Annotated in this window: 15 protein-coding genes; 13 read left to right on the top strand and 2 right to left on the bottom strand. The window is 44.6% G+C overall.

Annotation, left to right across the window (positions count from 1 at the left end; genetic code table 11):
* Positions 1-77 precede the first annotated feature (77 nt).
* The 5 genes from gpmM (at position 78) to CTT31_RS15015 (ending at position 5,335) form a co-directional block, all read left to right on the top strand.
* Positions 78-1,619, top strand: coding sequence for a 2,3-bisphosphoglycerate-independent phosphoglycerate mutase (gpmM, locus tag CTT31_RS14995; protein WP_260491527.1), 1,542 nt, complete (start codon positions 78-80; stop codon positions 1,617-1,619).
* Between the two features lie 12 nt (positions 1,620-1,631).
* Complete coding sequence (locus CTT31_RS15000) at positions 1,632-2,777, top strand: murein hydrolase activator EnvC family protein (protein WP_260491528.1); 1,146 nt, start codon at positions 1,632-1,634, stop codon at positions 2,775-2,777.
* Positions 2,778-2,815: 38 nt separating this feature from the next.
* Positions 2,816-4,027 (top strand): S41 family peptidase, encoded by a 1,212-nt coding sequence (locus tag CTT31_RS15005; protein ID WP_010378798.1) that lies wholly within the window; start codon positions 2,816-2,818, stop codon positions 4,025-4,027.
* Between the two features lie 81 nt (positions 4,028-4,108).
* Positions 4,109-4,852 (top strand): divergent polysaccharide deacetylase family protein, encoded by a 744-nt coding sequence (locus tag CTT31_RS15010; protein WP_260491529.1) that lies wholly within the window; start codon positions 4,109-4,111, stop codon positions 4,850-4,852.
* Positions 4,853-4,861: 9 nt separating this feature from the next.
* Positions 4,862-5,335, top strand: a complete 474-nt coding sequence (locus CTT31_RS15015; RefSeq protein ID WP_039491453.1) for a GNAT family N-acetyltransferase — start codon at positions 4,862-4,864, stop codon at positions 5,333-5,335.
* A gap of 21 nt (positions 5,336-5,356) precedes the next feature.
* Here CTT31_RS15015 and CTT31_RS15020 read toward each other — a convergent pair whose 3' ends face one another.
* Positions 5,357-6,010 (bottom strand): DUF2987 domain-containing protein, encoded by a 654-nt coding sequence (locus tag CTT31_RS15020; protein WP_260491530.1) that lies wholly within the window; start codon positions 6,008-6,010, stop codon positions 5,357-5,359.
* Between the two features lie 137 nt (positions 6,011-6,147).
* Between CTT31_RS15020 and CTT31_RS15025 the strand changes: the two genes are divergently transcribed.
* On the top strand, positions 6,148-6,567 hold the full coding sequence (locus tag CTT31_RS15025) for a CBS domain-containing protein (RefSeq protein WP_010378791.1): 420 nt from the start codon (positions 6,148-6,150) through the stop codon (positions 6,565-6,567).
* 60 nt (positions 6,568-6,627) lie between these two features.
* On the opposite strand, the gene pepB is transcribed toward CTT31_RS15025, so the two are convergent.
* Positions 6,628-7,923: an aminopeptidase PepB gene (gene pepB / locus CTT31_RS15030; protein WP_260491531.1), complete on the bottom strand. Its 1,296-nt coding sequence runs from the start codon at positions 7,921-7,923 to the stop codon at positions 6,628-6,630.
* A 76-nt stretch (positions 7,924-7,999) separates the two neighbouring features.
* Here pepB and sfsA point away from each other — a divergent pair, with 76 nt between their 5' ends.
* The 7 genes from sfsA to panC all read left to right on the top strand — a co-directional run bounded on the left by sfsA (position 8,000) and on the right by panC (position 14,017).
* Positions 8,000-8,719, top strand: coding sequence for a DNA/RNA nuclease SfsA (sfsA, locus tag CTT31_RS15035; RefSeq protein WP_039491458.1), 720 nt, complete (start codon positions 8,000-8,002; stop codon positions 8,717-8,719).
* A gap of 174 nt (positions 8,720-8,893) precedes the next feature.
* Positions 8,894-9,337, top strand: a complete 444-nt coding sequence (dksA, locus tag CTT31_RS15040; protein ID WP_039491461.1) for an RNA polymerase-binding protein DksA — start codon at positions 8,894-8,896, stop codon at positions 9,335-9,337.
* A gap of 10 nt (positions 9,338-9,347) precedes the next feature.
* A complete protein-coding gene (gluQRS, locus tag CTT31_RS15045; protein WP_211858587.1) occupies positions 9,348-10,295 on the top strand; it encodes a tRNA glutamyl-Q(34) synthetase GluQRS in 948 nt (315 codons plus the stop codon).
* Positions 10,296-10,468: 173 nt separating this feature from the next.
* Positions 10,469-11,785: a polynucleotide adenylyltransferase PcnB gene (gene pcnB, locus CTT31_RS15050; protein WP_029215927.1), complete on the top strand. Its 1,317-nt coding sequence runs from the start codon at positions 10,469-10,471 to the stop codon at positions 11,783-11,785.
* Positions 11,786-12,268 (top strand): 2-amino-4-hydroxy-6-hydroxymethyldihydropteridine diphosphokinase, encoded by a 483-nt coding sequence (gene folK, locus CTT31_RS15055; protein ID WP_069022164.1) that lies wholly within the window; start codon positions 11,786-11,788, stop codon positions 12,266-12,268.
* Between the two features lie 20 nt (positions 12,269-12,288).
* Positions 12,289-13,083 (top strand): 3-methyl-2-oxobutanoate hydroxymethyltransferase, encoded by a 795-nt coding sequence (panB, locus tag CTT31_RS15060; protein WP_017216568.1) that lies wholly within the window; start codon positions 12,289-12,291, stop codon positions 13,081-13,083.
* An 85-nt stretch (positions 13,084-13,168) separates the two neighbouring features.
* Positions 13,169-14,017 (top strand): pantoate--beta-alanine ligase, encoded by an 849-nt coding sequence (panC, locus tag CTT31_RS15065; protein WP_211858592.1) that lies wholly within the window; start codon positions 13,169-13,171, stop codon positions 14,015-14,017.
* Positions 14,018-14,024: the final 7 nt, after the last annotated feature.

Genomic DNA, 14,024 nt, shown 5'->3' on the forward strand with positions numbered 1-14,024 from the left:
AAGTTAGTTAATCTAACCTTGTAGCGTTTGCTATAAGACATCAACATCGTGCCTAATTCAGGATTTCAGGAGCGCAAATGACAGCTAAGAAAAAGCCATTGGTATTAATGATTTTAGACGGTTGGGGCTATCGCGAAGAAAGCGAGAGCAATGCTATTTTAGCAGCCAATACCCCAGTATTAGATGAACTATGGCGCTCTGCTCCGCACACCTTGATTTCAGGTTCAGGCCTTGATGTTGGTCTACCGGATGGACAAATGGGGAATTCCGAAGTTGGCCACGTTAACCTTGGTGCGGGACGTGTGGTTTATCAAGACTTCACGCGGATCACTAAAGCGATTGACGATGGTGAGTTTGAGCACAATCCAGCTCTGGTTGAGAATATCGACAAAGCCGTGGCAAAGGGCAAAGCCGTTCACCTAATGGGATTATTGAGCCCAGGTGGCGTTCACAGCCATGAAGACCACATTGTTGCAGCAATTAAATTAGCAGCAGAGCGCGGTGCAACCGTTTATTTGCACGCATTTTTGGATGGCCGCGATACACCTCCTCGTAGTGCACAAGCGTCAATTGAGAAAATGGAAGCCTTGATGCAATCGCTCAATTGTGGCCGCCTAGCGTCTATTATTGGTCGCTACTATGCTATGGACCGTGATAATCGTTGGGACCGTGTCGAATCTGCTTATAACCTGATGGTAAATGGCGATGCTGATTTTACTTATAGTAATGGCGTTGAAGCGCTACAAGCAGCTTACGCACGTGATGAAAATGATGAGTTTGTTAAAGCCTCAGTGATCACCGGAGCTGGGCAACCAGCCGCAACTATCAATGATGGTGATACAGTTATCTTTATGAACTTCCGTGCAGACCGAGCGCGCCAGATGACCCGTGCTTTTGTCGATGCTGACTTTAACGGCTTCGAAAAACGCAAAGCACCGGACCTAAGTGCGTTTGTTATGATGACTGAGTACGCTGCCGACATTAAAGCCCCTATCGCTTTCGCGCCTGAAGCACTTGTCAATGTGTTAGGTGAATGGCTCGCTAAGCACAATAAAACTCAGCTACGTATTTCGGAAACGGAAAAATATGCCCATGTCACTTTCTTCTTTAGCGGCGGTCGCGAAGATCTCTTTGAAGGTGAAAAACGTGAACTTATTCCTTCTCCACAAGTTGCCACTTACGACTTACAGCCAGAGATGAACTCAGAAATGCTAACGGATAAGTTAGTTGAAGCCATTCATAGCGGTGAATTTGACGTCATTATCTGTAACTACCCGAATGGTGATATGGTTGGACACTCTGGTGTATTTGAAGCCGCAGTAAAGGCATGTGAAGCCGTTGATAAGTGTATCGGTCGTGTGGTTGCAGCGTTAAAAGAAACCGGTGGTGAAGCTCTGATCACAGCAGACCACGGCAATGCTGAGCAAATGCAAAACCCGAAAACGGGCCAAGCTCACACAGCACACACTAGTGAGCCTGTACCATTTATTTATGTTGGTCGTGATGCAGAGCCACAAGCAGGAAGAGCCCTAAGCGATGTTGCACCAACAATGCTGCATTTACTTGGTATGGAGCAGCCTAGCGAGATGACTGGCACTCCAATTATGCGTTTAAAATAACGGCCTGCCTGTATGCCGTTAAAAACGACATTTCACTATGCCGCACTTCTCGGTGCGGCGTTACTCATGGCAACAGCGGGCGCTGTTGCCAACGAATCTAGAACCAAACAAGACTTAAGTGAAGTTCAGCAACAGCTTAAAGCTAGCCAACAAGCGTTAGAAAAGCAGCGCGGTGAAATTAACAGTCACGAAGCAAAGCTCAAAGCCTTCGAACTTGATATTGCCAAAAGTGCCAAAGCTATCTCACTCACAGAAATCGGGATCAAAGAAAACCAAACCGAACAGGCCGAACTTAAAAAGCAAGAAAGCACGCTGCTAAACGACAAGAAAAAATTTGAAAAGATCCTTGCGGCTCAGCTAAAAAGTGCCTATATGACGGGCTCTCATGATTATTCTAGAATGTTACTTAATCAAGAGCATGCCACAAAGCTCGAGCGCACCATTGCCTATTATGATTACCTAAATAAAGCACGCATTAAACAACTCGAACAACTCAAATCTATCGGCCAAGAGTTGGCACAGACTCAAGCTGAGTTAGCAAGAACACAAGCACGCTTAGAAGCACTACAAAACCATCAGAATGAACGCTTGGCAGCGCTCAAGAAGGCGCAGCAAGAACGTCAAAACCAGCTTGCAAACCTAAATAACAAACTCAGTGAAACACGCTCTGCTATCGCTTATTTAAAAGAAAATGAGCAAACCTTAATCCAAACGTTAGAAGAGCTTGCCAAGGCGCAAAGAGAAGCCGAAGTACGCTTAGATGGATTAGCCAAACTCAAAGGCAAAATGAGTTTACCGACCAGAGGTCGAATTAAGCATAAATTCGGCCAAAGCAAGCATGCTGGCATGAATTGGAAGGGCGTTCTTATTGGCGCAAAAGAAGGGGCTGAAATTGCGAGTGTCGCCCCCGGTCAAGTTGTGTATGCAGATTGGTTAAATGGCTTTGGCTGGGTTATTGTGCTCGATCATGGTCATGGTTTTATGAGTCTATACGGCCACGCACAAACGCTGCTTCGCGATGTTGGCGATCAAGTTCGCAGTGGTGAAGTGATCGCTTTGGTAGGACAAAGCGGCGGACAAAGAGATCCTGGTCTATACTTTGAAATACGGCATAAGGGAAGCGCTGTAGATCCGATAAAATGGTGCAGATCCAGTTAACTGAATAACCCGTGCTGCACCTTGATGAGGAGCAGCACATGAATAGACAAACCCGTTTTTACGCGCTTGCAGCGCGCTATGTTGCATTATTAAGCTTCCTGCTTTTGTTAAGTTTTAGCGCTTTTAGTCACGCGTCTACACAAAAGTTCTCGGCTCAAGAAATCGATGAAATCCTGTATCATATTCACACCTATTATGTTGAAGACTTGCCTCTGAGTCGCTACAACGCGGGCAACTTGTCGAGCCTCTTTGATAATTTAGATCCCTACTCTAAATACCTCAACGAGGAAGACTTGGAATCCATCTTCAGTGCAGCAAATGGGCGCTACACGGGGCTTGGTATTGAAGTCGAAGAGCAAGATAATTACGTGATTATCTTGGATACCCTGCCCAATTCACCAGCAGCCCAAGCAGGCATAGAGAGCGGTGATAAACTCCACGCAATCAATGGCGCTAATGTCGCGGGTAAATCGATAGAAGAAGTATCCGCCCTACTCAAAGCTGCAAATAAAAACCTCATCAATTTAGTGGTATTAAGACAAGACGAGTTAGTTGCACTTGAGCTTAAACGTCAAGAGATAGTTATTGAAAGTGTCGCTAGTAAACTCTTAAACGACGGTACCGGTTTTTTAAGCGTCAACAGTTTTAACCACCACACCTATCATGATGTTGCAAGACACATAAACCGACTACAAGTACAGTTAGGCAGTCCATTGAAAAAGCTGGTTATTGATTTACGTGACAACCCCGGCGGCACACTTAATAGTGCCGTGGCAATCTCAGATCTTTTTTTAGATAGTGGCACAATCGTCACGACCAAAGGCCGCTTCTATGACGCCAATCAGGCTTACATTGCAAAGCGGGGAGATATTTTAAATGGTGCGCCTATTTTGGTATTAATCAACAATAATTCCGCTTCAGCAGCCGAGATTTTAGCCGCCGCACTCAAGGATAATAAACGTGCCTTAGTCGTTGGCTTACGTTCCTATGGTAAAGGCTCAGTGCAATCCTTGATCCCGATTGGCAATGGTACTACTGCATTAAAGTTAACGACAGCGAGATACTACACACCAGCAGGTACATCAATTGAAGGTAAAGGCATAGAGCCCGATGTATATTTTACCAAACAAGCGCTTTCCCTGTTGGATAAAAGCGCTATAATCACTGGTGAAGAATCAATCAAAACGACAGGTATTGAGCAGCTTGCCTCGCATTGGCCTAAGGCACTGGCGTTAGTTCAATCACAGTAAATAAAAAACGGTCCTGTAGGGCTGTAAACTATAATAATAATTTGTGTGCTAAAAAAAATAATCGGGATAATACTGGTCTGCATGACTTTTGCAGTGCCAGCAAAACAGTTTGCCATTGTTATAGACGACATTGGCAATCACCAACGTGACTTAGAGTTGCTGTCTTTACCGAGTGGGATCACCTTTTCGATCCTGCCCCATACCCCTTTTTCTCAACAATTTGCCTTTGCAGCCAGCCGCCAACAACGCGAGCTTTTGTTACATGTGCCAATGCAGGCACAAGACACGGAAAAGGCCCTTGGCCCGGGCGCATTAACCACCGATATGGAAAAGTGGCAGTTGCAAATGACACTTGGCAATGCGCTATCGACACTACCTCAAGTTAAAGGCGTAAACAATCACATGGGCTCAGCATTAACCGAACAAATAGAGCCAATGAAATGGACAATGGAAATACTAAAAAAGCGCGGATTATACTTTTTAGATAGCCGCACCACTAGCCACAGCCAAGCCCAATATGCAGCCAACCTTTATGGCGTAAAAAACGTAGCTCGACAGGTCTTTCTAGACAATGATATATCCACCGATGCGCTCAACAAGCAGTGGCAACATATGCTTAAGCTACTTGATAATCACGAGCATGTTATTATCATTGCACACCCATATAAGGAAACCGCCGCCTTTCTTGCAGCCAAGTTAGCTGAGCTTGAAAGTATTGATGCCAAACTTGTTCCCGTGTCTCAACTGGTTGAACAAAAATACGTACGACTTGCAGAGATTGCTGAGCAACACGCTATTTCCGGGCAATTAAGGCTCCAAGAATAAAGGTTAACAATGATTATCATCAGACAATTTCAAAGCGGCGAAGAAGCCGTGTTACGCAAGCTTATGTTTGACACTATACGCTCAGTAAATATACAGCACTACTCCAATAACCAAGTTAATGCATGGGCACATAGCGACGTTGCCGATAAAGGCTGGCAAGACCGATTAAGGAGCAATCAGCCCCTTGTCGCCGTGCTAAATGGTAAAATTGTTGGCTTTGCCGATATCCAAGCCGACGGTCTTATTGATCACTTTTTTTGCCATGCGGAACATCAAGGCCAAGGCATAGGTAAAGCACTTATGCTCGCACTCTTAGAACACAGCAAAATAACCAACACAACGCGCTTATTTTCCCATGTTAGTAAAACGGCTAAACCTTTCTTTGAATATTTTGGTTTCCAAGTGATAAAGGAACAACAAGTGAAGGTTCGTGGCGAAGTGTTAACTAACTACCTGATGGAAAAGGATATGCCCGCCTGCTAGCAGGCATACGGACCTTCTTCCCTAGTCTATGGGCGCAAACTGGGTTGGTAAGGCACTAAATTGCAAGGATGGATTTTGCTTCATCCACTTTTTCTTGTTAGGGATTTGGATCTTAAACTCATCATCCGTCACAAACTTTTGGGTTTTACCTTTTGCGTCCACAAACTGAATTGATGCAGGCTCGGTAAATGTAAACTCTAGTTCATCAAAGCTTGGAGCAAACCAAGACAAGCTACCTGCCATCAACTCAACAAAAGCGTCCATATCCTCTAAAAGGATAAACAAATCGCGATACATAACCCGCTGCTTAGTCAACGGCGCTATATCCGTATTGACCATAATCGCAACGGCATCTTTTTCTTGATTGATCACTAAATTAACTTGATCAGCACGTGACTGCGGGAGAATAGGTAAATCAATATTGCCGTCTTTGTCTATGATACCACTGGCAATGATATTGCCATCTTGCTCCAGCCAAAGTTTAACATCCTCTAGCGCGATATCAGGCTGCTTCACTTCCACTGTAAATTTAGACAAGATATATTGCGACTGCGCTTTGTTGGCGATTAAATCTAGAATTTGATTAATCTCACCATATTCAACACTTCGCTCAGCAGCGAAAACCGAATTGCAAAATAAGCTCGCAACAGCACCTAACATCAGTAACTTTTTCATTGGGTTATCCTTTCTTATTGTTGTCTTCATAAGAGCAGTTCTTCGAGAAATAGTTCAAAACTTGATCTCAATTCCATACATGCCAAATAGATCAGGCTAAACTCAACATAAGCATATGGAGTGAAAAGGAGTAACAGATGACCCAAACCGTAGCTGATTTAATGACCCCAGATCCGTTCGCAGTGATTGCTGAAAATACCTTGCAAGATGCGCATAATTTAATGAAAGAAAAAAATGTTCGTCACATTCCAGTGATTGATGAAGCAGGAGCCTTGGTTGGTATGCTCACGCAAAAGATTATGATCGCCAAGGTAATGGGAATAATGGCAACCTATGGCGCAAATGCGCTTGCAAGAAAAGAAAAGCAAACAAAAGTACAAGATATTATGGCGACCGATTTTGCGAGCGTGCGCCCAAGCCAATCACTACAAGATGTGGTGCGCTTTTTTGTCGATAATCGACATGGCTGTATGCCTGTGGTAGACGAGCAAAACAAATTGGTTGGAATACTGACTTCATCAGACTTTGTGCGACTCGCTGCTGCACTCTTGTCTTAAACGTGGTAACAAGCGAGTGTATTCCACTGTCTCGCGGAATACACTCAGCTAACTGCATGATTACGCTTTTTCTTGAAGCGTTCTCGCTACGGTTCTCATGCCTAAGGTCGTTGCACCTGCGGCCCATTGACCACTAGCGCTATTTTGGAAAGAAGCCGCAAGGTCGATATGCACCCAACCTTGACCTTCGTTTGGTACAAAGCGAGACAGGAAACCCGCTGCATTTGATGCACCACCAAAGCCACCACCTTTTTGCGCCCGGCTGTTAGCTGTATCCGCATAAGGCGATGGACAGTTATTTTGGTGCCACTTTTCTAGAGGCAATGGCCATGCGGCTTCAAATTCGTCACTCGCGAACTGCTGCACATCGCCGACAAGTGTTTTGTCTAAACCAAATAACGCATTGTACTCTTGGCCTACAGCAACGAGCGCCGCGCCCGTTAATGTCGCGGCATCAATGATAAGCTCTGCGCCTGTTTCACCGGCAGCCATCAAGCCATCAGCAAGCACTAAGCGACCCTCTGCATCCGTATTTACGATTTCAACTGTGGTACCATTTTTGTAGGTAAGAATATCACCTAACTTATAGGCATGGCCTGAGATAAGATTCTCAGCACAACATAGGAACAACTTAACGCGACGGTCAAAACCTCGTTGAATAGCCAGCGCTAAACCAGCCGTTACAGTTGCCGCACCGCCCATATCACACTTCATCGTAAGCATGCCTTCACTTGGCTTAATTGAGTAACCACCAGAGTCAAACGTGATCCCTTTACCCACAAGTGCCGCGCTAACTGGTGCGTCATCATTACCGGTTGGGTTATAGTCAAGCTCAAGCAACACAGGAGGACGCTCACTGCCGCGTCCTACTTCATGGATACCAATCCATTGCTGCTCTAACAGCGCATCGCCTTTAATGATTTGATAGCTAACATGCTCAGGTGCCAATGACTGAATAAACTCAGCCGCTTTTCCAGCAAGGCTTTCAGGATAAATGTCTTCGGCCGTCCCGTTGATCATCTGACGCATCCATGTTGCCGACGCTTTTAATGCATCAAGTTCGTTAAGATCTGACTGGTCGTTATCAACAAACACCACACCATCTAACGCTTTTGGCGACACAAACCCTTGATAAAAAGCCCATTGAGATTCAGTACACCACAAGTCACCTTCTAGATGAACTTGTTTAATCCCTTGTTGTGCGATGCTACGAGCCGCTTTTTGAATATTCTTCAGCGTTTCGTCTTGTTGTAAATGGATAAAAGCACCGTCCTTTTCAAACGACAATGCAGCCCCAGCAGATAAATACTCTGGTTTTGCGTCTTCACTCAGTCGTACAATAAATTTCTCTGACATTCTCTTTTCACTCTTGTGCTTGTAAGTGTGGTTAAGTGTACACTAGCCACTAAATACACCCAACCTAAAGCGACCAATGAAGTTTTCTAGGCAATTACAGCAAGCAACCTTGCTCAAACGATATAAACGCTTTCTTGTCGATTTACGCGCCCCAAGTGGTGACGAATTCACCGTACACTGCGCCAATACGGGTAGAATGACCAATTGTGCAGACCCGGGATTTACAGCCTATTATTCCACCAGCGATAACCCTAAACGAAAGTACATTCATTCGTTGGAGCTGACGCAAGATAATGATGGTCATTTTATTTGTGTAAATACAGCGGTGGCCAATAAAGTGTCTGTTGAGGCCATAGAGCAAGGAAGAATAACGCAACTGCAAGGCTACAAAACACTTCAAACTGAGGTGAAATACGGGGCTGAAAATAGCCGAATTGATATTTTGTTGAGCAACCTCGAAAATGGACAATCCTCGCAATTCTGCTACGTTGAAGTAAAGTCGGTGACTTTGCTTGAGCAACAGCAAGGTTTTTTCCCTGATGCAGAAACCTTAAGAGGTCAAAAACATCTTAGAGAATTAATCCACATTAAACAGCAAGGTCATCGTGCGGTGTTACTGTTTGCCGCGCTCCATACAGGGATCAATTGTGTCAAACCAGCCAGTCATATCGATCAAAAATATGCAGCGTTAGTAAAAGAAGCAATTTCTCATGGAGTAGAAATCATTGCTTATCGAGCGCATATTGACGACAACCAAGTACAATTAATTGAAGAAATTCCTTTTGATTACGCTTGACTTTTTTCATGCTGCCCACATATAGCCGTGATAGTTTTCTCCCCCAAATAGTTAAACATTGAAAAAAGTGGCTGACATTTGCAGTAAAAAAGTGTTTGCTAAGGGGTAAAGATTTTGCTATTTATACCCGCCGGCGAAAGCTGGGGTTATGTATTAAGGATTTAGGAGAATGGTATGCCAGACCAGAAAAAACTAGGGTTATTGGCTCAAGCCGGTGTAGAACCTTATCAAGAAAAGCCAGGCGAAGAATACATGAATGAAGCACAACGTGCTCATTTCAAAGCGATATTAGAAGCATGGCGTGCCGATCTACGTAATGAAGTAGACCGTACTAAGACACACATGCAAGACGAAGCGGCAAACTTTCCTGATCCTGTGGACCGTGCAGCGCAAGAAGAAGAGTTTTCTCTTGAACTGCGTACTCGCGACCGCGAGCGTAAGCTAATCAAGAAAATTGAGAAAACGCTTCAACTTATCGAAGATGATGATTTCGGCTATTGTGAGTCGTGCGGTATTGAAATCGGCATTCGCCGTTTAGAAGCGCGTCCAACAGCTGATCTTTGTGTTGATTGTAAATCTCTCGCAGAAATCAAAGAAAAACAACAAGGCAGAGGATAATCTCAGCCCTGTGTCCCCAAGCTTAAAGCAAACTGGGAGCTATCGCGGTCGATTTGCTCCCTCGCCTTCCGGACCGCTTCATTTCGGCTCTCTTGTGGCCGCCCTGAGTAGCTATCTAGATGCAAAAGTCAATCAAGGTAAATGGCTCGTTCGCATCGAAGATATAGACACACCGCGTGTAGTTGCGGGTGCTGCCGACAATATATTAACCACTCTTGAAGCATATGGCCTTTGCTGGGATGAAGACGTTGTCTATCAATCGCAGCGCCATGCCCTATACCAAGCCTATTTGACGACACTAAAATCAGACTCCCTTATGTATGCGTGTCAATGTACTAGAAAGCAAATTAAAGCAATGGGTGGGTTTTATAACAATCATTGCCGAGCTTTAGCGCTAAGTTGGCAAGATAATGCTTTGCGCCTACAGCAGCGCTGTCCAGTTACTGAATTTAATGATGCAATACAAGGCATGGTTGTCATTCCCCCTGCAATTGCGCATGAAGATTACATCGTTAAACGCCGCGACGGCTTATTTGCTTATCAATTGGTGGTGGTCGTTGACGACATAGAGCAAAAGATTAGTCATATCGTGCGTGGTGCCGACCTGCTAGAACCCACAGCAAGACAAATTAGTTTATTTCGACAACTCAATCAGCCATCACCTGAGTACGCTCACGTACCACTGGCTGTCGCAGAGCCCGGATTTAAGTTATCTAAGCAGAATCATGCTCCAGCTATTGATAACCATAACCCGTTACCAACCCTTTATGCCGCGCTGCGTTATTTGCATGTGCCGGTTGATTCTCTCCATAATTATCAAGATGTTGACGCATTACTGACTCACGCTAGTGATATTTTTAGTCTAGATAGCGTTCCTAAAGTACAGGAAATTCAACTAGACTCTCTAGAAAATGGCGATTTTGCTTTTCGCCCACTGTTTTCAAGTACTTCAATTTAGTCTCATTTGAGTATATGATAGCGAGCCTTAAATGCGACCTGTTTTAAGACAAAAGCAGTGGTTCACAACGACTAGAATAGAAAACTTGATTGCTCAGGAGACGAGTTATTATTTCCAAGCTTGTAAACTTTTGCCGCCAGTTTGTAACTGGAAAAGGCGATGAGACGGTGAAAATGGCCAGCCCGACACCTGCGATAATTCCTCGCAGCGAGCATGGTATATCTCGTAAACAATTTAGCCCTAACGCTATCAAAGTGCTCTATCGCTTAAAAGACGGTGGCTATGATGCCTACTTAGTTGGTGGTTGTATCCGCGATATCATGCTAGGAATAGAACCTAAAGACTTTGATGTCGTTACCAATGCAACACCTGAACAAATCAAAAAGCTCTTCCGTAACTGTCGCTTAATAGGTCGTCGCTTCCGTCTTGCGCACATTGTTTTTGGACGGGAAATTATTGAAGTTGCCACCATGCGTGGCCACCATCAAAGTGATGATTCTTGTGCCACGACAAGTCAAGCCAGCGAACACGGGCAGCTATTACGCGACAATGTCTACGGCAGTATTGAAGAAGACGCCGAGCGCCGCGACTTTACTATCAATGCGCTATATTATTCGATTAATGACTTTACTTTACGCGACTTTGCCGGTGGTGTTGCTGACATTAAAGCGCGTAAAATTGAGCTGATTGGCGACCCTGAAACTCGCTATCGTGAAGATCCGGTACGTATGCTGAGAGCTATCCGCTTTGCAACCAAACTGGATATGGAGATTGCTACCCCGACCCGCACTCCGATTAAAGCACTAGCGCCGTTACTTGGGCATATTCCAGCTGCACGCTTGTTCGAAGAAACGCTAAAGCTATTTTTAAATGGTAAAGCGGAAGAAAACTTTCTTCAGATGCGTGAATACGGCTTGTTTGCACAATTATTCCCGGCGTTAGATAAAATCCTAGCACAGCCTGATAATGACTTTGAACGTCGCTTTATTCAGCAAATGTTTGCCAATACGGATAGCCGTATCAACGCGGATAAAAAAGTAACCCCTGCCTTTATCTATGCAGCGCTTTTATGGTTCCCTATTTTAGCTAAAAGTGAAGCGCTCGCGGCCGAAGGTATGAATGAATATGATGCCTTTATGCAAGCCATTAATCACGTCCTTGCTGAAAATGCTAAACACGTTGCAGTGCCTAAACGCTTTACTTTAGGTGCCCGAGATATCTGGCATATTCAACAACGCCTAGATAAACGTTCAGGCCAGCGTGCATATCGCCTAAGCTTGCAGCCGAGATTCAAAGCCGCATATGATTTCCTATTATTGCGTGTTGAAAGTGGTGAGCAAGAGCAAGAAGAACTTGCAGCTTGGTGGACTGATTACCTCAAGAATGACGTCACCGGCCAAAAAGACATGGTGCGCAACTTAGGTAACCAAAGCAAACCTAAGCGTCGTTATAATAGACGTAAGCCAAAAAGAAAACCAAAAGAAGATTAAATGAATATTGCGTACATTGGATTGGGTGCAAACCTATCCGAACCGATGGCACAAATACAGCGAGCACTCGATGTGCTCGCCGCCCATCCAGACCTCTCGCTTGTCCAGCACTCTAGCCTGTATGGCTCAAAACCTATGGGTCCTCAAGATCAACCTGATTATGTGAATGCCGTAGCAAAACTGGCGACATCATTAACAGCAGAGTCTTTACTCGATGTGTTGCAACAAATAGAGCTTGAACATGGTCGTGTACGCAAAGCTGAGCGCTGGGGACCGCGCACGCTCGATTTAGATATTCTGCTTTTTAATACCGACACCATTAACAGTGATAGACTTACGGTGCCACATTACGGCTTGAAAGTAAGAGAATTTGTCGTCTATCCACTATTAGAGATAGCGCCAGAGCTCAAATTACCTGATGGCACTGAGCTTAGTTCTTTAACACAAAAGTTACCACTTAACGGATTAGCAATCCTCAAATAAACCAATCCAAGGGGTTTACCATGGCAAAAATTTCCGTCTCAACACTTGCCAAAATGAAGCGTGAAGGAACAAAAATAACAGCCCTCACCGCATACGATGCAAGTTTTGCAAAGTTATTTCACGACAATGGCGTAGATGTCATCTTAGTGGGTGATTCTCTGGGTATGGTTTTACAAGGTGGTGAAGACACTTTAGCCGTTACCACGGATGACATTGCCTATCACACCCGTTGTGTCAGAGCTGGTAGTAAAGAGCTATTCGTTATCGCCGATATGCCTTTTATGAGCTATTCAGATCCGCAGTCAGCCTGTCAGAATGCAGCTACCTTGATGCGCTCTGGTGCTAATATGGTTAAGCTTGAAGGTGGTGAATGGCTTTACGACAGCATTGCACTGCTTACTCAGCAAGGGATCCCAGTTTGTGGTCATTTAGGTTTAACCCCACAATCAGTGCACGTGTTTGGCGGCTTTAAAATTCAAGGTCGTGAAGAAGCACAAGCGCAAAAGATGATAGCCGATGCACAAGCGTTAGAACGTGCTGGTGCTCAAATGATTGTGATTGAATGTGTGCCTTCAGCACTGGCTAAACGTATTACCGACGCCGTGGCAATTCCGGTCATTGGTATTGGCGCTGGTAAAGAGACCGATGGCCAAATTTTGGTTATGCATGACTTGGTCGGTATTTCTGCAGGCTATATTCCTAAGTTCTCGAAGAACTTCCTGCTCGAAACTGGCAACATGCCAGATGCGGTGAAAAAGTTTTGTGCAGACGTGCAATCAGGTGACTTCCCGGGGCCTGATCACGAATTTAATTAAATTTGCGATGAGCGATGCTTATCGCTGAGTCTGATCCAAGCGTTTTGTTTGGGTTGGTATTGTTATTATTGAGTTAGAGTACAACATGCAATCAGTTACTGAGATTAAATCGTTACGAAGCCAGATTAAAGCTTGGCGCCAACAAGGGTTGAGCATTGCCTTCGTACCAACGATGGGCAACCTTCACCGTGGTCATTTTTCCTTAGTAGAAAAAGCGAAAACCCTAGCGGATAAAGTCGTTGTCAGTATCTTTGTAAACCCAATGCAATTTGGTGCGAACGAAGACCTCGACAGCTACCCACGTACGCTTGAGCAAGACAAGCAAGGCCTTGCAGAGCTAGAAACCGATATTGTGTTTACGCCTACCGTTGAGACCATATATCCTAATGGCCTAAATGCACAAAGTTTTGTTGATGTACCGGGAGTATCAGAGGGACACTGCGGTGGTACACGCCCTGGACACTTTCGTGGCGTTGCAACGGTTGTCACTAAACTGTTTAACTTAGTACAACCTGATTTTGCCTGCTTTGGTGAAAAAGACTTTCAGCAGTTACAGGTCATCAAAACAATGGTGAAAGACCTGTCTATTCCTGTTGAAGTGATTGGTGTTGCGACTCAAAGAGAAGTTTCTGGACTGGCGATGAGCTCACGTAATGGTTACCTCTCTGAATCTGAAAAAGATACTGCTAAAGTACTTTTTCAAGCGCTAAAAGCAGCAGCTGACGCTATAGAGAATGGCGAAAAAGATTTTTCGAAGGTAACAAAAAATGCAACAGAAATGCTGCATAATGCGGGTTTAAAGTTGGATTATTTTAACATTTGCCAAAAAGATAGCTTGAAACCTGCTACACTCGCAGATAATCAACTCGTCATTCTTGCCGCAGCTTTTCTTGGCAAAGTCAGACTGATTGATAATATTCAAGTCACGGTCTAAGGAATAA

Origin of the sequence: Pseudoalteromonas maricaloris (assembly GCF_024746855.1) — a bacterium.
In the GTDB taxonomy this organism is placed as follows: domain Bacteria; phylum Pseudomonadota; class Gammaproteobacteria; order Enterobacterales; family Alteromonadaceae; genus Pseudoalteromonas; species Pseudoalteromonas maricaloris.

Excerpts from the sequence above, each read along its gene's own strand:
- CTT31_RS15005 (WP_010378798.1), top strand. The coding sequence starts at position 2,816 with ATGAATAGACAAACCCGTTTTTACGCGCTTGCAGCGCGCTATGTTGCA.
- pepB (WP_260491531.1), bottom strand. The coding sequence starts at position 7,923 with ATGTCAGAGAAATTTATTGTACGACTGAGTGAAGACGCAAAACCAGAG.
- CTT31_RS15010 (WP_260491529.1), top strand. The coding sequence starts at position 4,109 with ATGACTTTTGCAGTGCCAGCAAAACAGTTTGCCATTGTTATAGACGAC.
- pcnB (WP_029215927.1), top strand. The coding sequence starts at position 10,469 with ATGGCCAGCCCGACACCTGCGATAATTCCTCGCAGCGAGCATGGTATA.
- CTT31_RS15020 (WP_260491530.1), bottom strand. The coding sequence starts at position 6,010 with ATGAAAAAGTTACTGATGTTAGGTGCTGTTGCGAGCTTATTTTGCAAT.
- dksA (WP_039491461.1), top strand. The coding sequence starts at position 8,894 with ATGCCAGACCAGAAAAAACTAGGGTTATTGGCTCAAGCCGGTGTAGAA.
- CTT31_RS15025 (WP_010378791.1), top strand. The coding sequence starts at position 6,148 with ATGACCCAAACCGTAGCTGATTTAATGACCCCAGATCCGTTCGCAGTG.
- CTT31_RS15015 (WP_039491453.1), top strand. The coding sequence starts at position 4,862 with ATGATTATCATCAGACAATTTCAAAGCGGCGAAGAAGCCGTGTTACGC.
- CTT31_RS15000 (WP_260491528.1), top strand. The coding sequence starts at position 1,632 with ATGCCGTTAAAAACGACATTTCACTATGCCGCACTTCTCGGTGCGGCG.
- folK (WP_069022164.1), top strand. The coding sequence starts at position 11,786 with ATGAATATTGCGTACATTGGATTGGGTGCAAACCTATCCGAACCGATG.
- sfsA (WP_039491458.1), top strand. The coding sequence starts at position 8,000 with ATGAAGTTTTCTAGGCAATTACAGCAAGCAACCTTGCTCAAACGATAT.
- gpmM (WP_260491527.1), top strand. The coding sequence starts at position 78 with ATGACAGCTAAGAAAAAGCCATTGGTATTAATGATTTTAGACGGTTGG.
- panB (WP_017216568.1), top strand. The coding sequence starts at position 12,289 with ATGGCAAAAATTTCCGTCTCAACACTTGCCAAAATGAAGCGTGAAGGA.
- panC (WP_211858592.1), top strand. The coding sequence starts at position 13,169 with ATGCAATCAGTTACTGAGATTAAATCGTTACGAAGCCAGATTAAAGCT.